This is a genomic window from Streptomyces sp. NBC_00457, from assembly GCF_036014015.1.
Taxonomy (GTDB): Bacteria; Actinomycetota; Actinomycetes; order Streptomycetales; family Streptomycetaceae; genus Streptomyces.
This window is the reverse complement of sequence record NZ_CP107905.1, coordinates 3,138,091-3,157,381: the sequence shown is the minus strand read 5'-3', so window position 1 is coordinate 3,157,381 and position 19,291 is coordinate 3,138,091. Positions and strand designations below refer to the sequence as shown.

Below are 19,291 nucleotides of genomic sequence, written 5' to 3'. Positions count from 1 at the left end.
AGGAACAGCGTTGAACAGCACTCCCGCTCCCGGCGTCCACGCCCACAGGGATCTGCCAGGCCCCGCCGAACCCGGATCTCCCCTGACAGCCACGGCTCAGCTGACCTCCGCGCCTTCCGCCGAGCGCCCGGAACGGGTCCCGGAACAGGGCAGGGCTCCCGATGGGGAACGCCAAGCCGAGCAGGACGCAGCCCTTGACGCCGGACGGCCACGCGAGGGCACCGTCGACCTCCTGGAACATCCGGACCCGCATACGGCGGCTCAGTCCGCGGCTGTGGAGAACCTGCTGCGCTGCTGGACGCGCGAGACCAATCTCCCCTCTCCCGACAACGGCACCCTTCGCATCCCCCTGCTGGCCAGCGGCACTGCCCTGCTCGTCCCGGTCCACTACTGGTCCCCGACGGGCTGCCACCGCTTCGGCCCTCCCCGCTTTGCCGACGCCCCGGAGGCATCCCCACCGGCCGACGCGGTCACGGTCGCGGCGCTGCTCACCAGGGAGACATCTCCGGTGGCGGGAAGGACCGATCTGCCTGCCAGGGCTACCGAGTCGAGCCCCGGCGCTTTGCAGAGAGCCGCCTCCGATGCGGACAGGCGCACCATCGCTGGTTCAGGCAATCGCACCGCCTCCGATACAGACAGACACACCATCCTTGGTGCGGGCGATCGGACCACCCTCGACCCAACCGATCGCACCACGCCCGACGCAGCCAGCCGCACCGACCTCGTCTCCCGTGTCGCCGACTCCGTCCGACTGACCACCTCCTTCATCAAGGACCGTCGGCAACACCCTTCCGACGCACCCGACCTCTTCCTCGCGGCTGAACAAGCGCTCCTTCTCGGCCACCCAGTGCACCCGACCCCGAAGAGCCGCGAGGGTCTCTCCGAGCGCGAAGCACGGTGCTACTCACCCGAGTTGCGCGGCTCCTTCCCGTTGCACTGGCTGGCTGTCGCCCCTTCCGTCCTCGCCACCGACTCCGCCTGGACCGAACGAGGCCGCCCTGTCCCAGCACCGCAGCTCACCGCACGCCTGGCCGAGGCGGAACTGCCTCTGCCCGACGGCCATGCCGCCCTCGCGCTGCACCCCTGGCAACTGCGCGAGGTCCAGAGGCGCCCCGAAACCGCCGCTCTGCTCGACGCAGGACTGCTCCGTGACCTCGGCGAGCACGGCACCCAGTGGCATCCCACCTCCTCCGTGCGAACCGTCTACCGTTCCGACGCCCCCGCGATGCTCAAGCTGTCCCTGGGCCTGCGCATCACCAACTCCCGCCGGGAGAACCTGCGCAAAGAGCTCCACCGCGGGGTCGAGGTCCACCGTCTGCTGCGCAGTGGCCTGGCCAAGCAGTGGCAGGCGGCGCACCCGGGCTTCGACATCGTCCGCGACCCGGCCTGGCTCGCAGTCGACACGCTCGACGGCAACCCCGTGCCCGGCCTCGACGTGATGATCCGGCACAACCCGTTCAGCCCCTCGGACGACGTCTCCTGCGTCGCAGCACTTGTCTCTCTTCGGCCGTACCCTCCGTCGGACACGGTCGCAGGCTGCTCCGAGTCCGGTGGCGCCCCATCGCGGTGGCCATGTGCCAAGTCCCGTCTGGCAGAGGTGGTCACGCGTCTCGCCGACCGGACCGGCCGACCTCTCGGCGCGGTTGCCGCCGAGTGGTTCCTCCGCTACCTCGAGCAGGTCGTCCGACCCGTCCTGTGGCTGGACGCGGAAGCAGGCATCGCGCTGGAGGCACACCAGCAGAACACGCTGCTTCTGCTGGACGCCGACGGCTGGCCGACCGGCGGTCGCTACCGCGACAACCAGGGCTACTACTTCCGTGAGTCCCGGCGCGCGGAACTCGAGGCCCGGCTGCCCGGAGTCGGCCGGCACAGCGACACCTTCGTCTCCGACGAGGTCGCCGACGAGCGCTTCACCTACTACCTGGCGATCAACAACGTGCTCGGCCTCATCGGTGCGTTCGGCTCCCAGCGCCTCGTCGACGAGCAGCTGCTGCTCGCCGCCTTCCGCCGCTTCCTCGGCGAGGTCGCTGTCGGCCCAGCCCGCTTGCGCAGCTCATTGCCCACCCACCTGCTCGACTCACCCGTGCTGCGCTGCAAGGCCAACCTGCTGACCCGGCTGCACGGCCTCGACGAGCTGATCGGCCCGATCGACACCCAGTCCGTCTACGTCACCATCGCCAACCCCCTCCGCTTCTGACCATCACCAACTCCCTTCACTTCCGAGGAACATGCCTCTTCCTTCTCTTGAGAGGAGCGTCCCAGTGCCTCCCACCGACGCGAGCGCTGACGCCGGTACCGCAGCCGTCACCGACGGTGGTCCCGCCCCCGCCGACGAGAACGCCACCCGTCCGAGCCCTGACGCCGACGAGAGCAGGACCGGGACGGACGCCAGCTCGGAGGCGGACTGCGAGGACACCCTCGACCTGCGCCTGCCCGACGAGTTCATCGCCCTTCTCACGAAGGATCGGGCCGCTGTGGAGGACCGGTCCTCCGCGGAGGAGCAGATCGACGCGCACGAGCAGGCCGGCGTCGGGGAGCAGGCCCGTGCGCGGGAGCAGGTCGGCACCGGGAGGCACACGGACGCGGGGGAGCACGGCGACGGCGACTGGCAGACGGGTGAGCAGGAGCGGGCCGACGCCGACTGGCAGGCCGACGCGCACGGGCTGACCCACTCGGCGAGGCAAGCGGACGCGTCTGAACGTGCCGCGGCGGGGCGGCAGGCCGGCACGGATGGGAAGCGGAGCCGCGGTGGGGACGCGCCTCATTCCGTCTCTTCCGTACAGGTCGACGACGACCTGCTCGACCACGTCGCCGACTGGGGGCCGACCGTCACACCAGCAGGCGTGTTCCGGCTCGTCCCGGTGGACCTGGAGCAGGACCTGCCGCTCATCAGCCGCTGGATGAACGACCCCGCCGTGGCAGCGTTCTGGGGGCTGGAGGGCGCCCAGGACGCGACCGAGGACCATGTGCGGGCCCAGTTCGCCGGAGACGGACGCAGCATCCCCTGCCTCGGCGTGCTCGAGGGCACGCCGATGAGCTACTGGGAGGTCTACCGAGCGGACCTCGACCCGCTGGCCCGCCACTATCCCGCTCGACCTCACGACACTGGAATCCACCTCCTCATCGGTCGAGTCGCCGATCGCGGGCAGGGACTCGGCGGCACCCTGCTCAGAGCCGTCGCCGACCTCGCGCTCGACAAGCGGCCCGCCTGCGCACGCGTCGTCGCGGAACCCGATCTTCGCAACACCCCCTCCGTAGCCGCATTCCTGAGCGCAGGCTTCCGGTTCTCCGCCGAGATCGACCTGCCTGCCAAGCGGGCCGCCCTGATGGTCCGAGACCGTTCCCTGCGTCATCTGCTGTAGCGCCGTGCCATCACGCTGTCACTTTTGGTACACCGCTCGGGCCGATCCGGTTCCCACTCCCGCCGGACCGAGTCGGTCGTCGGCCGGCCTGTCCGACGCCGACGGGCTCCCTGCTCAAGGCCGGTCCGCGCCTGTTCGGCGCTGGTCGACGGCCGAAAAACGGGGCCGGTCTTCGGCCATCGACGCGACACCTCGGCTCGACCGGTCGGTGCTTGACCACGGACCGGCATCGTTCCTGCATACCGGACCCGGCACCCCGCCGACCTTCCGCAGAATCGCACCCGCAGCTACCCACGCGACCAAAGCGGCCCCCGCCCCACAACCGAACCGATCCGAGCTACCTGTGACCCACCTCTGCCCGGATCAGATCACCCCCGACCGACAACCGATCCGATCCGATCTCCCACCGCGCAGCCCACGGTCTTGATCCAGCCCCTCGCCTCGCCTTGACCGCTCGTTTGTCAGTGGTGGGCCGTAGGGTGGTCGCGCTATGACGAAGCCCTCACTCCCCGAACTCCTGCATGCTGCCGTCACTGCCGTCGGCGGTACGGAGCGCCCCGGCCAGGTGACCATGGCCGAATCCGTCGCGAAGGCGATCGACGACGGCTCCCATTTGCTGGTCCAGGCCGGCACCGGCACCGGAAAGTCGCTCGGCTATCTCGTGCCCGCGCTCGCGCACGGAGAGCGCGTCGTCGTGGCGACCGCCACGCTCGCACTGCAGCGCCAGCTCGTGGAGCGGGATCTGCCGCGCACGGTCGATGCTTTGCACCCGCTGCTGCGCCGCCGCCCGGAGTTCGCGATGCTCAAGGGCAGGTCGAACTACCTGTGTCTGCACCGTCTCCACGAAGGCGTTCCGCAGGACGAGGAAGAGGGCCTCTTCGACCAGTTCGAGGCAGCCGCACCCACCAGCAAGCTGGGCCAGGATCTGCTCAGGCTGCGCGACTGGTCCCAGGACACCGAGACCGGTGACCGCGACGACCTCACCCCTGGAGTGTCCGACCGCGCCTGGGCGCAGATCTCGGTCTCGTCGAGGGAATGCCTGGGCGCCACGAAATGCGCGTACGGCGCCGAGTGCTTCGCCGAGATGGCCCGCGAGCGCGCCAAGCTCGCCGAGGTCGTCGTCACCAACCACGCCCTGCTCGCGATCGACGCCATCGAGGGCGCCCCCGTCCTCCCCCAGCACGAGGTGCTGATCGTGGACGAGGCGCATGAACTGGTCTCCCGGGTCACCGGCGTGGCCACCGGTGAGCTCACCCCCGGCCAGGTCAACCGCGCGGTGCGGCGCGCCGCGAAGCTCGTCAACGAGAAGGCCGCCGACCAGCTCCAGACCGCCGCGGAGGGCTTCGAGCGGCTGATGGAACTGGCTCTGCCCGGTCGTCTCGAGGAGATCCCAGAGGATCTCGGCTACGCGCTCATGGCACTACGCGACGCCGCCCGTACGGTCATCTCCGCGATCGGAGGGACCCGCGACAAGTCCGTCCAGGATGAGGACGCGGTCCGCAAACAGGCCCTGGCCTCCGTGGAATCGGTGCACGACGTGGCGGAGCGGATCACCAACGGCTCCGAGTGGGACGTCGTGTGGTACGAGCGCCATGACCGCTTCGGGGCCTCACTACGCGTCGCCCCGATGTCCGTGTCGGGTCTCCTCAGGGAGAAGCTCTTCACCGACCGCTCGGTCGTCCTGACCTCTGCGACCCTGAAGCTGGGCGGCGACTTCAACGGCGTCGGTGCCTCCCTGGGACTGGCCCCCGAGGGCACGGAGGGCGACGATCTCCCTCAGTGGAACGGCCTCGACGTCGGCTCACCCTTCGACTACCGCAAGCAGGGCATCCTGTACGTCGCCAAGCACCTGTCCCGCCCCGCGCGCGACGGCGACCGCGCGGACATGCTGGACGAGCTGACCGAACTGATCCAGGCGGCCGGAGGCCGCACCCTGGGCCTGTTCTCCTCGATGCGTGCCGCCCAACTGGCCGCCGAGGACCTGCGCTCCCGTATCCCCGAGTTCCCGATCCTCCTCCAGGGCGAGGAGACGCTCGGTGAGCTGATCAAGAACTTCGGAGCCGACCCCCAGACGTGCCTCTTCGGCACGCTGTCGCTGTGGCAGGGGGTCGACGTCCCCGGCCCGAGCTGTCAGCTGGTCGTCATGGACAAGATCCCCTTCCCGCGCCCGGACGATCCGCTGATGAGCGCCCGCCAGAAGGCGGTGGAGGACAACGGCGGCAACGGCTTCATGGCGGTCGCCGCCACACACGCGGCCCTGCTCATGGCCCAGGGCGCCGGCCGCCTCGTACGGGCGTCGGGAGACCGCGGCGTGGTGGCTGTACTGGATCAGCGACTGGCCACCGCGCGATATGGCGGCTATCTGAAGGCGTCACTACCCGACTTCTGGTACACCACGGACCGCGACCAGGTCCGGAAGTCGCTGGCCGCGATCGACGCGGCAGCGCAACAGGCCGAATGAGAACCGGCTCCGCCCGTGGGGGCGGAGCCGGACAGCACAGGGCCCCGGAACCGGCGCAGGGGTCCCGGGGCCCGGTCAGGGGGCGGACCGGTCGGCCCGCCCGCCGCAGCCGTCACACGCGCCGCAGCACAGCCACCACCTTGCCGAGGATGGTGGCGTCGTCGCCCGGGATCGGCTCGTACGCCGAGTTGTGCGGGAGGAGCCAGACATGGCCGTCCTCGCGCTTGAAGCGCTTGACGGTGGCCTCGCCCTCGAGCATGGCGGCCACGATGTCGCCGTTCTCGGCGACGGGCTGGCGGCGGACCGTGACCCAGTCGCCGTCGCAGATCGCGGCCTCGATCATCGAGTCGCCGACGACCTTCAGTACGAACAGCTCACCGTCACCGACCAGCTGGCGGGGGAGGGGGAAGACGTCCTCGACCGACTCCTCGGCCAGGATCGGGCCACCGGCGGCGATACGGCCGACCAGCGGCACATACGACGCGGCCGGCTTGCCCGCGGTGTCCGTGGGCTGCACGGAGGCGGCCTGGTCCGAGCCTCGCACTTCGTACGCGCGCGGACGGTGCGGGTCACGGCGCAGGAAGCCCTTGCGCTCCAGTGCCATCAGCTGGTGTGCGACGGAGGATGTGCTGGAAAGGCCGACAGCCTGCCCGATCTCGCGCATCGACGGCGGGTATCCGCGCCGTTGCACAGAGTCCCTGATGACCTCGATGACGCGGCGCTGCCGGTCTGTGAGGCCCGAGCTGTCCGCCCGGATCCCCGGAGGTCGGCCCGGTAGGGAGCGCTTGTGCCCCTCGGGATTGGTGGCTTCGTTCATCGCATGCACCGGCTCGAGTCGGCCCTGGGAGCGGTCCTGGGCAGTGATGGTGGCACTGTCTGCGGTGGTGGTCACGTCGGCCCCTCTCGATGGTCTCCCTGCTGGACAACGGTAGTTGCTTTCGAAAGGTTGCGCCAAACACACGTTCGAGTGAAAAATCGCGAATCACCCGCCGCGATCATGTGTCTGGGTGTATGGCTAACGCGACACCTGGCGGACAAAAGAGCCCATTGTTGTACTCTTCGCTACCGAGGAACGACCTCTTGGGTCGTTGCCCCAGTCTGCCATCCGGCATCCGGTCAACACGGAACCGACCCTCATCTGTGCGGGAGTCGCACGACCTCTCCCTGCGGTGCCCACGGTATCCCCGCATGTGCCTCGGCGGTACGGCTGTGCACGCGCGCGTGCCGACGTGGCGGTGTTGCCGTACGGCATGTGCCCCTTCGGGCGCGACACGCGCGAACGGTGTGCATGTATGAGCCAATCCCCACATCTAGTGGTTGGATTGCAGCAGCAGCCCAGAAGTTGTGGTCCCGGGGTCTTCGGACCCTCGATCATCGCCTATGCTTGGGGCTGCTTCGAGGGGCCCAAGTGGTCTTTCGAGGCTATTGAGTCTGCTGTGAGGAGGGTTGGAAGATCATGCACTGCCCCTTCTGCAGGCACCCCGACAGCCGTGTCGTCGACAGTCGTACGACCGATGACGGCACGTCGATCCGCAGGCGCCGCCAGTGTCCGGACTGCTCCCGTCGTTTCACGACCGTGGAGACGTGTTCGCTCATGGTGGTCAAGCGGTCCGGAGTCACCGAGCCTTTCAGCCGTACCAAGGTCATCAACGGCGTGCGCAAGGCATGCCAGGGACGACCTGTCACCGAGGACGCGCTCGCCCAGCTCGGCCAGCGGGTCGAGGAGGCGGTGCGGGCCACCGGAAGCGCCGAGCTGACCACCCATGACGTGGGGCTGGCCATACTCGGCCCGTTGCAGGAGCTCGATCTCGTCGCCTATCTGCGATTCGCCTCCGTCTACCGGGCGTTCGACTCGCTGGAGGACTTCGAGGCCGCCATCGCGGAACTCAGGGAAGAGATGCGACGTCCCGGCGCCGACGACGAAGACGCGCGCGCGGGGAGCCAGGAAGACGATCGCGGGCCCGGGGGGACCACTCAGGTCCCCGTGCCCGCCAACGCCGCCGACTGACAGGCGGACCGGACCCGGACCCACGGCTCCGGGTCTGGTCGGTCGGCGGCGAGCGAAGACCTGTTGCGGGCGACAGCGAGAGGTGCCCGCAGCATCAGACAGCACACCGTGCCACGGGAACATCGTGGCACTTCAGGGCGTTTTAGCCCGTACAGGGAGGCGGCATGACAGAGACGGCGAGCGGTCCGGCACGGGGTTCCCGAACCAAGGGCACCAAGGCGAGCAAGGGCCTGCGCATCGAGCGCATCCACACCACCCCCGGCGTGCACCCGTACGACGAGGTGGCCTGGGAGCGCCGTGACGTCGTCATGACCAACTGGCGCGACGGCTCGGTCAATTTCGAGCAGCGTGGCGTCGAGTTCCCCGACTTCTGGTCGGTGAACGCGGTCAACATCGTCACCAGCAAGTACTTCCGCGGTGCCGTCGGCACTCCGCAGCGCGAGACCGGCCTCAAGCAGCTGATCGACCGCATCGTGAAGACGTACCGGAAGGCCGGCGAGGACTACAAGTACTTCGCCTCGCCCGCCGACGCCGAGATCTTCGAGCACGAGCTGGCGTACGCCCTCCTGCACCAGATCTTCAGCTTCAACTCGCCGGTGTGGTTCAACGTCGGCACACCGCAGCCCCAGCAGGTCTCCGCCTGCTTCATCCTGGCCGTCGACGACTCCATGGACTCGATCCTCGACTGGTACAAGGAAGAGGGCATGATCTTCAAGGGCGGCTCCGGTGCCGGCCTGAACCTCTCCCGGATCCGTTCGTCCAAGGAACTGCTGTCCTCCGGCGGCAACGCCTCCGGTCCGGTCTCCTTCATGCGCGGTGCCGACGCCTCGGCAGGAACGATCAAGTCGGGCGGCGCCACCCGTCGCGCCGCCAAGATGGTCATCCTGGACGTCGACCACCCCGACATCGAGGACTTCATCCAGACCAAGGTCAAGGAAGAAGAGAAGATCCGCGCCCTGCGTGACGCGGGCTTCGACATGGACCTGGGCGGCGACGACATCACGTCCGTCCAGTACCAGAACGCCAACAACTCGGTCCGCGTGAACGACGCGTTCATGAAGGCGGTCGAGAACGGCGAGAAGTTCGGCCTGCGCGCGCGGATGACCGGCGAGGTCATCGAGGAGGTCGACGCCAAGGAGCTCTTCCGCAAGATGGCCGAGGCCGCCTGGGCCTGCGCCGACCCGGGCATTCAGTACGACGACACCATCAACCACTGGCACACGTGCCCGGAGTCCGGCCGGATCAACGGCTCGAACCCGTGCAGCGAGTACATGCACCTGGACAACACGTCCTGCAACCTCGCCTCGCTGAACCTGATGAAGTTCCTGAAGGACGACGGCAAGGGCAACCAGTCCTTCGAAGCCGAGCGCTTCGCCAAGGTCGTCGAGCTCGTGATCACCGCGATGGACATCTCCATCTGCTTCGCGGACTTCCCGACCCAGAAGATCGGCGAGAACACGCGCGCGTTCCGCCAGCTCGGCATCGGCTACGCCAACCTCGGCGCCCTGCTGATGGCGACCGGCCACGCGTACGACTCGGACGGCGGCCGTTCCCTCGCCGGCGCCATCACCTCCCTGATGACCGGCACGTCGTACAGGCGCTCCGCCGAACTCGCCGCGGTCGTGGGGCCGTACGACGGCTACGCCCGCAACGCGCAGCCGCACCTGCGGGTCATGAAGCAGCACTCCGACGCCAACGAGAAGGCCGTCCGCATGGACGACCTGGACACGCCGGTCTGGGCCGCGGCCACGGAGGCCTGGCAGGACGTGCTGCGTCTTGGCGAGAAGAACGGTTTCCGTAACTCTCAGGCGTCCGTCATCGCGCCGACCGGCACCATCGGTCTGGCGATGTCCTGCGACACCACCGGCCTCGAGCCCGACCTCGCCCTGGTCAAGTTCAAGAAGCTGGTCGGCGGCGGCTCGATGCAGATCGTCAACGGCACCGTCCCGCAGGCTCTGCGTCGCCTGGGCTACCAGGAGGAGCAGATCGAGGCGATCGTCGCCCACATCGCCGACCACGGCAATGTCGTCGACGCCCCGGGCCTCAAGCACGAGCACTACGAGGTGTTCGACTGCGCCATGGGCGAGCGCTCCATCTCCGCGATGGGCCACGTCCGCATGATGGCCGCGATCCAGCCGTGGATCTCCGGCGCGCTCTCCAAGACGGTCAACCTGCCGGAGTCGGCGACCGTCGAGGACGTCGAAGAGGTCTACTTCGAGGCGTGGAAGATGGGCGTCAAGGCGCTCGCGATCTACCGCGACAACTGCAAGGTCGGTCAGCCGCTCTCCGCCAAGAACAAGGGCAACCAGAGCCCCGAAGCCACCGCGGCCGCCGAGAAGGCCGAGGCGATCATCCGCGAGACGGTCGAGAAGAAGATCGTCGAGTACCGCCCGGTCCGCAAGCGTCTCCCGAAGGGCCGTCCCGGCATCACGACCTCCTTCACCGTCGGTGGCGCCGAGGGCTACATGACCGCCAACTCCTACCCGGACGACGGTCTCGGCGAGGTCTTCCTGAAGATGTCCAAGCAGGGCTCGACCCTCGCGGGCATGATGGACGCCTTCTCGATCGCCGTCTCGGTGGGTCTGCAGTACGGCGTGCCGCTGGAGACGTACGTCTCGAAGTTCACGAACATGCGCTTCGAGCCGGCGGGTATGACGGACGACCCGGACGTGCGGATGGCCCAGTCGATCGTCGACTACATCTTCCGCCGCCTGGCGCTGGACTTCCTGCCCTTCGAGACCCGCTCCGCGCTCGGCATCCACTCCGCTGATGAGCGTCAGCGTCACCTGGAGACCGGTTCGTACGAGCCGTCCGACGACGAGGTCGACGTCGAGGGCCTGGCCCAGTCGGCGCCGCGTGCCCAGGAGCTGAAGGCCGTAGCGACGCCCAAGGCCGTCATCGAGGCGGCCAAGCCCGCCCCGCAGCAGGCCCACACCAGCGCCGAGCTGGTGGAGATGCAGCTGGGCATCCAGGCCGACGCCCCGCTGTGCTTCTCCTGCGGTACGAAGATGCAGCGGGCCGGCTCCTGCTACATCTGCGAGGGCTGCGGCTCGACCAGCGGCTGCAGCTGACCCCAGTTGCCGGCCAGGCCCTGAATCAGAGGGGCGCCGACCACGTGTCGGCGCCCCTTCGGGCTGTTCAGGACCAGCGTGTCTTGCCCATGACCTGGCTGAACGTGGCCGGGTCGTCCTCGAAGCCGTGGATTCCCGCGTGGAAGTCCCATGTGCCGGATCCTTCGCGCACGAACTCCCCGACCCCTGCTGCCGTCGCCGCGAGCACCCCGCCGAAGTCGTCCTGGGCCAGGACGTCGTAGCCCTCGGTGATGCGCAGGTTCGGCTTGAGCACGCTGACGAAGGTCCGCCGTGCGGGGCGCTGTTGGATGATCACGCCGACGACCACGCGCGCGTACCGGCTGTCGAGCCGGTCGAGCTCCAGGGTCATGACCTCGTCCCAGCCGAAGCCCTTGCCGTCCTTGCTGTCCCGGTTGAGCGTGATGGTGCCGTCGGGAGAGCGGCTGCCGAAGTACACCGCATAAGCTGGATCGCCGTACGGATCGCTCGCCAAGTAGGTCGCGGCCACGATGTCCAGATCCGTGGGCGGTTGCCCCGCAGGACTCGGGTCCCACTTCAGTGCGACCTCGGCCTTTCGAATCCCCTTGCTGAGCCCGTTCACCAGACGTCCCCTTCCCCGTGTGCACCTGCCCCAACTGCCGGACAGTCAGCGTTGGTTGTCCATCGTGCCACGCGCGCGTGGGCAGGTGCGCGGATGCGGTCCGCACGAGCGTGACCGAGGCCACGCTCCGTGGCCTTACGATGGCGCGGTGCTGGTCAAGTGGATTCGCTGCACCGTGGTGGACCGCCGCGGCTTCGAGCGGGGGCAGCGAAAGTGGGCGGGGCTTCTGGGGGAGCCGGGGTTTCGAGGGCAGGGCGGAGGCTGGAGTCGGGGGCGGCCTTCCGTCGCGCACATCTTCGCCTTCTGGGAGAGCCGTGCCTTCTACGACTCCTTCATGGCCCGTTCCCACGACCGGCTCGCGGCGGCCCAGTCGGGTACTTTCAAGGACGCCCAGGTCAAGCTGTTCGACTATCGCTTCGACGTGAAGACGGGCTTCGAGCCACGTTTCACCGACGCCGATCTGGTCCGGTTCGCCCACTGCCGCGTCCACGAGGACCGAGCCGAGCACTTCATGCTGATGCAGGAGAAGGTGTGGAACCCCGCGATGGCCGGCTCGCCCGGCATGATCCGCGGACTGTTCGGTGAGGCGCCCGGGAACGAGTTCCTGGTGCTGTCGATGTGGCAGTCGGCCGCCGAGCACGGCAAATACCGCACCGAGCGCGTGGAGCGGCTTGCCCTGCGTGCACAGACCGAGGCGGACATCGCGGCCCTCAGAGGTGACATCGTGGGGCTGGAATCGACCTGGATAGTTTGAGAACTGGACGCACTCTTCGTGTGCCCAGTGTGGCCCATGGTGCAAGAAATGTGTGACCTACGCTGTATGGAGCCCGTACGAGTGCTCGATGGGCCGTCACTCGATCTAGGGTTTTGGCATGGCACGACCACGGCGCATCGTCCTTGTCCGGCATGGTGAGTCAACCGGCAATGTTGATGACACCGTGTACGAACGCGAGCCCGACCATGCCCTGGCGCTGACCGAGCGGGGCTGGCGGCAGGCTGAGGAGACCGGAAAACGGCTGCGCGAGGTGTTCGGCCGCGAGCGCATCAGCGTGTACGTCTCTCCATACCGCCGTACCCACGAGACGTTCCGCGCCTTCCACCTCGACCCCGAGCTCGTCCGCGTGCGCGAGGAACCCCGGCTGCGCGAACAGGACTGGGGCAACTGGCAGGACCGGGACGACGTCCAACTCCAGAAGGCCTACCGGGATGCGTACGGTCACTTCTTCTACCGCTTCGCCCAGGGCGAGTCCGGGGCGGATGTGTACGACCGGGTCGGCGGCTTCCTGGAGAGCCTGTACCGCAGCTTCGAGGCCCCCGATCATCCGCCGAACGTGCTGCTGGTCACTCATGGCCTGGCGATGCGGCTGTTCTGTATGCGCTGGTTCCACTGGACGGTCGCGGAATTCGAGTCGCTGTCGAATCCGGGGAACGCGGAGATGCGGATGCTCGTTCTCGGGGACGACGGCAAGTACTCGCTCGACCGGCCGTTCGAGCGCTGGCGAGATCCGGAACCGTACGGGATCACCGGATAGAGTGGCAGAGCGATGACCGCTGAATCCTCCCCCGACGGACGTCTGGACCGCGCCCTGGCCAGCCTGCGCGGACTCGCGGTCGGGGATGCCCTGGGCTCGCAGTTCTTCGTGCCGGTGAACTACCCGCTGCTGAAGCGTCGCGAGCTGCCACAGGCTCCCTGGCAGTGGACGGACGACACGGAGATGGCGTGCTCCGTCGTGGCCGTCCTCGCCGCTCACCACCGCATCGACCAGGACGCACTGGCCCGCTCCTTCGCCGAGCACCACGACTTCGACCGCGGATATGGTCCGGCGGTCAACCGTCTGCTGCGGCTGGTCCGTGAGGGCGGCGACTGGCGTGAGCTCGCGGCTGCGCTCTTCAACGGACAGGGGTCCTGGGGGAACGGCGCAGCGATGCGGATCGCCCCTCTGGGCGCCTGGTACGCGGACGACCCGGAACAGGCGACCCACCAGGCCGAGATCTCGGCGTACACCACGCACCAGCACCGAGAGGCCGTGGTCGGCGCCATGGCCGTCGCCGCTGCCGCCTCCATGGCCGCGGCCCCCGGCGGCCCGCCCAGCGCCGAGGTACTCCTGGACGGCGTCATCGCGCTCGTGCCCAAGAGTACTGTCGGAGCCGGCTTGCGGCGCGCCCGCGACATGCTCGACTACGCCGATGCGGCCACGGTCGCGGCGGTGCTGGGTTGTGGGCGGCGTACGACGGCGCACGACACCGTCCCGTTCGCGCTCTGGTCCGCTGCTCGTGCCCTCGGTGACTACGAGGAGGCGTTCTGGACCACCGCCCAGGTCGGCGGGGACGTGGACACGACCTGCGCCATCGTGGGCGGGGTGATCGCCGCCGGGAAGGCGGGGACGCCGCCCGGCGCTTGGGTGGAGCGGACGGAAGCGCTGCCGGAGTGGATGCCCACGTCGGCGTAGCGCCTCGAAGACAGACACCGGTGCAAACTCTCTGTGCGCGACGGGAACTCTGCGTAACCGCGTGCTCGTTGTCGTGGCAGTTGCTGTGCGACGCATGAGTCGGCGCACACAGATGACACGCGAGGGGTGGTGGGGTGGTCATGGAGTTCTTGGCGATGCTGTTCACGCTGCTTGTCGCGGCGGTCGTGATGCCCTGGTGTCCACGTGCCGTCAGGGGGCGCGAGATTGCGCCCCCTGACATCGTCGAGCCCGGTGCGGACCGGGCCGCGTCAGCCGGCCATCGGGCCCGATGTGCCCGCGAGGGCTTCCAGGTCGCTCTTGCGGACCCGGATCACCAACCACGCGGTGATCAGCGCCAGCACGGCCATCGATGCTGCCGCGACGAAGCCCATCGAAATGCCGTGGGTGAGCACGTCGTGCCCCCAGGGCGCTGGCAGCTGCTGCGTCTTGGCGAACTCGGCCTTCTGCTCGGCAGAACCGTCGGCCATGAACTTCGGCAGCTGTTTCTCCGCCTCGTCCTTGCTGGCCGAGCCGAACACCGTCGTCAGGATGGACAGGCCCAGCGAACCGCCCACTTGCTGCGTGGCGTTGAGCAGTCCGGAGGCCGCACCCGCCTCATGCTGGGCGACACCGGACACCGCGGTAACCGTCAGGGTGACGAAGTTCAGGCCCATGCCGAAGCCGAACACCAGCATCGGCCCGAGCACCCCGCCGACGTACGAGCTGTCGGAGCTGATCAAGGTCTGCCAGACCAAGCCGATCACGGCGAGCGCCGAGCCGACGAGCATGAACGGCCTGGGGCCGAGCACCGGCAGGAACCGTTGCGACAGTCCCGCGCCGATCGCGATCACCACTGTCACCGGCAGAAAGGCCACACCGGCCGCGATCGGGCTGTACCCCAGCACGTTCTGCACGAACAGCACGATGTAGAAGAACATGCCGAACATCGCCGCTGCCAGGCTCAACATGATCACGTACGTGCCCGAGCGATTGCGGTCGGTGAACATGCGCAGCGGGGTGATCGGGTCCGCGGCCCGGGTCTCGACGAAGGCGAAGGCCAGCAGCAGGACCACCGCGGCGCCGAAGGAGCCGAGCGTCATGCTGTCCCGCCAGCCCTCGTCGGCCGCGCTGATGAACCCGTAGACGAGCGCTGCCATGCCGAGCGTCGACGTGAGCGCGCCGGCGATGTCGAAGCGCCCGGGGTGCCGTTCGGACTCGCTGATGTACAACGGCGTGAGGACAGCGATCAATATGCCGATCGGTACGTTGACGAAGAGCACCCACCGCCAGTCGAGCCACTCGGTGAGCATGCCGCCGGCGAGCAGGCCGACGGCACCGCCGCCCGCGGAGACGGCGGCGAAGACTCCGAACGCCCGGTTCCGTTCCGGGCCTTCGGGGAACGTGGTGGTGATGAGCGCCAGCGAGGTCGGCGACGCGATCGCGCCACCCACACCCTGAAGGGCGCGTGCGGCCAGCAACTGCCAGGGTTCCTGGGCGAGTCCGCCGAGCAGCGAGGCGAAGGTGAACAGCAGGATGCCGGTCATGAACACTCGGCGGCGGCCGAGGATGTCTCCGGCCCGGCCGCCGAGCAGCAGCAGGCCGCCGAAGGTGAGCGTGTAGGAGCTGACCACCCACGTGAGGTCGGTGGTGCTGAACTTGAGTGCGTCTTGAATGTGCGGGAGAGCGATGTTCACAATCGTCGCGTCGAGTACCACCATGAGTTGGCAGGCCGCGATGACGGTGAGCGCGATACCGGGATGTCCTTCCCGGCGTGCCGCACCTGGCTTCTGATCCTTGCTCAACTGAGAGGTTGTCACTATGGGTCCCCCACAAGTGCCTTAGTGAACGCTCGCGTTCACTGTCGCGACAACCGTAGTGACTCCCCGACAGTGAACGCAAGCGTTCACTTAGCTTTGTGTCGCGAGGCGTTTCCCCCTTTGGCGCCGCGCGGCATGTCCCCTCATCTCCGGAATCACCGCTTCCGCTGTTCGTTGGAGACGATCAGATGGTTACTTCGCGCTGGACGGCCGCGCCCGCTCAGACGGCTTCCCTCCGTCGGCGCGGCGCCGTGCTCGAACGGGCAATCCTCGACGCCGCGTTGGATCAGCTCAGTACGGTCGGCTGGAACGGCCTCACGATGGAGGGTGTCGCCGCGGGCGCCCAGACCGGAAAGGCCGCGGTCTACCGTCGCTGGCCGTCCAAGGAGGATCTCGTCGCGGATGCGCTGCGGGCCGGGCTGCCGAGCTTCGAGGCGGCGCCCAACCTCGGGAGCGTGCGCGACGATCTGCTGCAGCTGTGTCGCCAGGCGCGCGACGCCATGTACTCGCGGCCCGGCTTCGCCTTGCGTTCGGTGATTCACGAATGCGACAACATCCAGGCCGAGCGCTTCCATGGGGTGATCATCAAGGGCGTCGTGGAACCGACCATCCAGTTGCTCCGAGAGGTCATCGACCGTGGAATCGAGCGAGGCGAGGTGCGAGCCGATGCGGCCAACGGATACGTCGTCGATGCCATCCCGGCGATGATGATGTACCGAGCGAAGATGTGCGCAAGCGAATGGAATGATCATGAAATCGAGGAGATGATCGACCAGTTGATGGTCCCGTTGCTGCGGCCGTACGGGGTCTGACTGCGAGGTTCGCGGATGGTGACGTCCCCCAGGTGAACCAGGGTGTCGTCGGGGGATCCGGGCGGCGTAGGCTAAGGGCGCCATGCCGTACGAACCACCTACTCACACCGTCGAGCGCTCCCTTCGCGCTACGACCGGAGCGAAGGTCATTGCCGGTGTCGACGAGGTGGGGCGCGGCGCGTGGGCCGGCCCCGTCACCGTCTGCGCCGCGATCACCGGACTGCGTCGGCCCCCCGAAGGCCTCACCGACTCCAAGCTGCTCACCGTCAAGCGCCGTACCGAACTCTCCGAGGTGCTCCTCAAGTGGGTGACCTCGTACGCCCTGGGGCACGCCTCTCCGGAGGAGATCGACGAACTGGGCATGACGGCCGCGCTACGCCTGGCGGCGGTGCGTGCGCTGGAGAGCCTGCCGGTCCGTCCCGACGCGGTGATTCTCGACGGGAAGCACGACTATCTCGGCGTGCCCTGGAAGGTCCGCACGGTGATCAAGGGGGACCAGTCCTGTGTGGCGGTTGCGGCGGCCTCGGTGATCGCCAAGGTTCGGCGCGACAAAATGATGGCCGAACTGGGTATCGACCATGCAGACTTCGGTTTTGCGGACAATGCCGGGTACCCGTCGCCCGTGCACAAGGCCGCGCTGGAGGAGCGGGGACCCACCCCGTACCACCGGTTGTCGTGGGCGTATCTTGATGCGCTGCCCCAGTGGCGGCACCTCAAGAAAGTCCGCAACGGGGTGGACGGAAGCGTTCCGGAGATCGAGGGGCAACTCGGCTTCGACTTCTGACGATTCCGCTCGCACTGATGTGCCACCCGCCGACGCGAGCCGTACCAACGTTTGATAAACATCAGCTCATGCCTCTCATTCCCGAGGAGCCTCAGATTCACGAGAGTGCCCAGGGTCCCCGCGCCACTCCGGCCAGTGGCCGTACCGCGCCGACCCCTCGTCCCGTACCCGGCCCCCGCCCCGCGGCTCCGTCGCGTCCCGGTCGTCCCGGGCCCCTCAGGCCCACGCCGCCGGTGCAACGTACGCCGCGAGACGTGGCCAAGCCCGGACCGTCGGGCCCGGCCGCCCCTGCCGCCTCCGATGCGGCCCCGGCGACTCCGCAGATCCAGCTGATCCCGGCCTCGGCGGAAGGCGCCCTCGACGCCGCCGAAGAGGCCGTGGATCTGCTGCTGGACTCGGGTCGCGCCCCCAGTGACGTGCTGGTGATCACCACCGGCGAACAACATCCATGGGCTGCTCATGAGCTGTCCTTCGGTGAAGCCGCCTATTGGGCGCAGCATGACTCCGGTGACGACGTCTTCTATGCGGACGCCGCCGTCGCGAGCCGTACTGCCTCGCGCCCGGTGGTCGTCGTCGCCGTCAACGGGGGCCCTGACGCCGCTGCCGTCACCGCTCTCCCCTTGGCCCTCACCCGGGCCGGTGCCCTGTTGATCGTCTGCGGGGACCCGCAGCAGATCAACTCGGTGCTGGGCGCGGGCGTCTGAGCCTGTTCCGCAACCTCCGGGGGACGGCGGGGCGATGGTGATGTCGCCGCGGCGGTGTGTGCACGGTGGACGGTTTGGCCTGCACGAGTGGGTGGGGCTTGTGGGGCTCGCGTGCCGCATGTTCCCAGACGGTCGATCCGCTTCACCGAATGCCCCGGGCCCGACCGCACGCCGTGCCACCTGAGCCTCCACTCAGGGCGGGTGCAGGAACCATGCCGCAGGGCTTTTCGTGTCGCGGAGTGAGACGGGCGGGGCAGGGCGCAGGCGACGGTGTGGCTCGTGTCGGGGTCGAGGCTGGAACGTAGCGATGGCCGGCTCCGCCGAAACGTTCCGTCGGTTCCGTCAGCGCTTCCTCAGGGAACCGCGCACTCAGCGAGCCGCCGCGCGGCGCAGGACCTCCGAGGCTGCTCCGCCGGTCTGCGGCTTCGGCGGTGGCGCCTCGGACGTGGCGAAGGGCTCCGGGGTGGAATCCGCGCTGGGTCGGCGTCCGCCGCGGTCCTCGCCGAGGACCTGCCAGCCGTCACGGGTCAGCGTGATGTACGCCCCGCAGCGCAGCCCGTGCAGAGTGCAGGCGTCACGCAGCCCCCACATCCATGCGCCGTCCTCCTGCGTCCAACGCGCGTCGCCCTCGCGGCAGTACAACAGCACCGCGGTGCGCACCGGCGTGCGGCGCCGCAGGTCGTGGGGGATGACCCGACGCAGTTGGGCGAGCAGGACGTTGCGGAACATCCAGCCGTCGGCCGGGGCGGGGCGCCGGGCGAAGGAGGCGCTGGCGCAGAGCCGTTCGTCCGGGTCGAGGACGGCCACGATGGCGGTTGCCGGCCGGGGGTGGTGCCGGGAATGCAGTCCACTGACAACTTCCCGTGGGTTGCGCAGGAGGGGGATGCCGGCCGCGGCCCACTCCGCGGGTTCGAGCATGCGGGCCGCGGACGCGGCGGACAGGTCGGACGACGTGGATGCCGCGGGGGACGGAGCGAATCCGAAGGTCACGGTCCTCCCTTCGGCTACGCGCCCACACTGCGGGCGGGGTCGGATTCGGGGGAGCGCGCACCGCAGAGGAGCCCTGCCGGATCACGGCGAGCCGTGCGGGGAGCGGACCTCAATTCTTCCTGTCGAACCTGGATGCGGCAACGAGCAATTGGGGCCACCGACCGATATCTGGTGGTGCGTGGTTTATATCCCCACCAGGTGTGTCAACTGCGACGCATGGTGCGACCGTGC

The 19,291-nt window shown here is 68.5% G+C and carries 15 protein-coding genes; 11 read left to right on the top strand and 4 right to left on the bottom strand.

What is annotated here, in order from left to right:
* Positions 1–10: 10 nt before the first annotated feature.
* From OG828_RS14325 to OG828_RS14315, 3 genes are all read left to right on the top strand, one after another.
* Positions 11–2,197 (top strand): IucA/IucC family protein, encoded by a 2,187-nt coding sequence (locus OG828_RS14325; protein WP_443062402.1) that lies wholly within the window; start codon positions 11–13, stop codon positions 2,195–2,197.
* A 226-nt stretch (positions 2,198–2,423) separates the two neighbouring features.
* Positions 2,424–3,362, top strand: coding sequence for a GNAT family N-acetyltransferase (locus tag OG828_RS14320; RefSeq protein ID WP_443062503.1), 939 nt, complete (start codon positions 2,424–2,426; stop codon positions 3,360–3,362).
* Between the two features lie 490 nt (positions 3,363–3,852).
* On the top strand, positions 3,853–5,823 hold the full coding sequence (locus OG828_RS14315) for an ATP-dependent DNA helicase (RefSeq protein WP_328501345.1): 1,971 nt from the start codon (positions 3,853–3,855) through the stop codon (positions 5,821–5,823).
* Between the two features lie 112 nt (positions 5,824–5,935).
* On the opposite strand, the gene lexA is transcribed toward OG828_RS14315, so the two are convergent.
* Positions 5,936–6,715, bottom strand: a complete 780-nt coding sequence (lexA, locus tag OG828_RS14310; protein WP_301984767.1) for a transcriptional repressor LexA — start codon at positions 6,713–6,715, stop codon at positions 5,936–5,938.
* Between the two features lie 564 nt (positions 6,716–7,279).
* Between lexA and nrdR the strand changes: the two genes are divergently transcribed.
* Both nrdR and OG828_RS14300 read left to right on the top strand, forming a co-directional pair.
* A complete protein-coding gene (gene nrdR, locus OG828_RS14305) occupies positions 7,280–7,831 on the top strand; it encodes a transcriptional regulator NrdR (protein ID WP_328501344.1) in 552 nt (183 codons plus the stop codon).
* Positions 7,832–7,995: 164 nt separating this feature from the next.
* Positions 7,996–10,902 carry a vitamin B12-dependent ribonucleotide reductase gene (locus OG828_RS14300; protein ID WP_328438163.1) on the top strand — a complete coding sequence of 969 codons (2,907 nt, stop codon included), beginning with the start codon at positions 7,996–7,998 and terminating at the stop codon, positions 10,900–10,902.
* A gap of 67 nt (positions 10,903–10,969) precedes the next feature.
* On the opposite strand, the gene OG828_RS14295 is transcribed toward OG828_RS14300, so the two are convergent.
* Positions 10,970–11,503, bottom strand: coding sequence for a TerD family protein (locus OG828_RS14295; RefSeq protein WP_328501343.1), 534 nt, complete (start codon positions 11,501–11,503; stop codon positions 10,970–10,972).
* Between the two features lie 148 nt (positions 11,504–11,651).
* Here OG828_RS14295 and OG828_RS14290 point away from each other — a divergent pair, with 148 nt between their 5' ends.
* The 3 genes from OG828_RS14290 (at position 11,652) to OG828_RS14280 (ending at position 13,953) form a co-directional block, all read left to right on the top strand.
* Positions 11,652–12,257, top strand: coding sequence for a YdbC family protein (locus OG828_RS14290; protein WP_328438162.1), 606 nt, complete (start codon positions 11,652–11,654; stop codon positions 12,255–12,257).
* A gap of 118 nt (positions 12,258–12,375) precedes the next feature.
* Positions 12,376–13,035: a histidine phosphatase family protein gene (locus tag OG828_RS14285; RefSeq protein ID WP_328355379.1), complete on the top strand. Its 660-nt coding sequence runs from the start codon at positions 12,376–12,378 to the stop codon at positions 13,033–13,035.
* Positions 13,036–13,047: 12 nt separating this feature from the next.
* Positions 13,048–13,953, top strand: coding sequence for an ADP-ribosylglycohydrolase family protein (locus OG828_RS14280; protein ID WP_328501342.1), 906 nt, complete (start codon positions 13,048–13,050; stop codon positions 13,951–13,953).
* 269 nt (positions 13,954–14,222) lie between these two features.
* Here the strand turns inward: OG828_RS14280 and OG828_RS14275 are convergent, their stop codons facing one another.
* Positions 14,223–15,770, bottom strand: coding sequence for an MFS transporter (locus tag OG828_RS14275; RefSeq protein ID WP_328438161.1), 1,548 nt, complete (start codon positions 15,768–15,770; stop codon positions 14,223–14,225).
* Between the two features lie 188 nt (positions 15,771–15,958).
* On the opposite strand from OG828_RS14275, the gene OG828_RS14270 reads away from it, so the two are divergent.
* The 3 genes from OG828_RS14270 (at position 15,959) to OG828_RS14260 (ending at position 18,070) form a co-directional block, all read left to right on the top strand.
* Complete coding sequence (locus OG828_RS14270) at positions 15,959–16,582, top strand: TetR/AcrR family transcriptional regulator (protein WP_328355373.1); 624 nt, start codon at positions 15,959–15,961, stop codon at positions 16,580–16,582.
* A gap of 82 nt (positions 16,583–16,664) precedes the next feature.
* Positions 16,665–17,366, top strand: coding sequence for a ribonuclease HII (locus OG828_RS14265; protein WP_328501341.1), 702 nt, complete (start codon positions 16,665–16,667; stop codon positions 17,364–17,366).
* Positions 17,367–17,434: 68 nt separating this feature from the next.
* On the top strand, positions 17,435–18,070 hold the full coding sequence (locus OG828_RS14260; protein ID WP_328501340.1) for a hypothetical protein: 636 nt from the start codon (positions 17,435–17,437) through the stop codon (positions 18,068–18,070).
* Positions 18,071–18,439: 369 nt separating this feature from the next.
* Here OG828_RS14260 and OG828_RS14255 read toward each other — a convergent pair whose 3' ends face one another.
* Positions 18,440–19,060, bottom strand: a complete 621-nt coding sequence (locus OG828_RS14255; RefSeq protein WP_328438159.1) for a hypothetical protein — start codon at positions 19,058–19,060, stop codon at positions 18,440–18,442.
* Positions 19,061–19,291 lie beyond the last annotated feature (231 nt).

Coding starts and splice junctions, on each gene's coding strand:
- OG828_RS14315 (WP_328501345.1), top strand. CDS start 3,853: ATGACGAAGCCCTCACTCCCCGAACTCCTGCATGCTGCCGTCACTGCC.
- OG828_RS14280 (WP_328501342.1), top strand. CDS start 13,048: ATGACCGCTGAATCCTCCCCCGACGGACGTCTGGACCGCGCCCTGGCC.
- nrdR (WP_328501344.1), top strand. CDS start 7,280: ATGCACTGCCCCTTCTGCAGGCACCCCGACAGCCGTGTCGTCGACAGT.
- OG828_RS14285 (WP_328355379.1), top strand. CDS start 12,376: ATGGCACGACCACGGCGCATCGTCCTTGTCCGGCATGGTGAGTCAACC.
- OG828_RS14300 (WP_328438163.1), top strand. CDS start 7,996: ATGACAGAGACGGCGAGCGGTCCGGCACGGGGTTCCCGAACCAAGGGC.
- OG828_RS14265 (WP_328501341.1), top strand. CDS start 16,665: ATGCCGTACGAACCACCTACTCACACCGTCGAGCGCTCCCTTCGCGCT.
- OG828_RS14260 (WP_328501340.1), top strand. CDS start 17,435: ATGCCTCTCATTCCCGAGGAGCCTCAGATTCACGAGAGTGCCCAGGGT.
- OG828_RS14270 (WP_328355373.1), top strand. CDS start 15,959: ATGGTTACTTCGCGCTGGACGGCCGCGCCCGCTCAGACGGCTTCCCTC.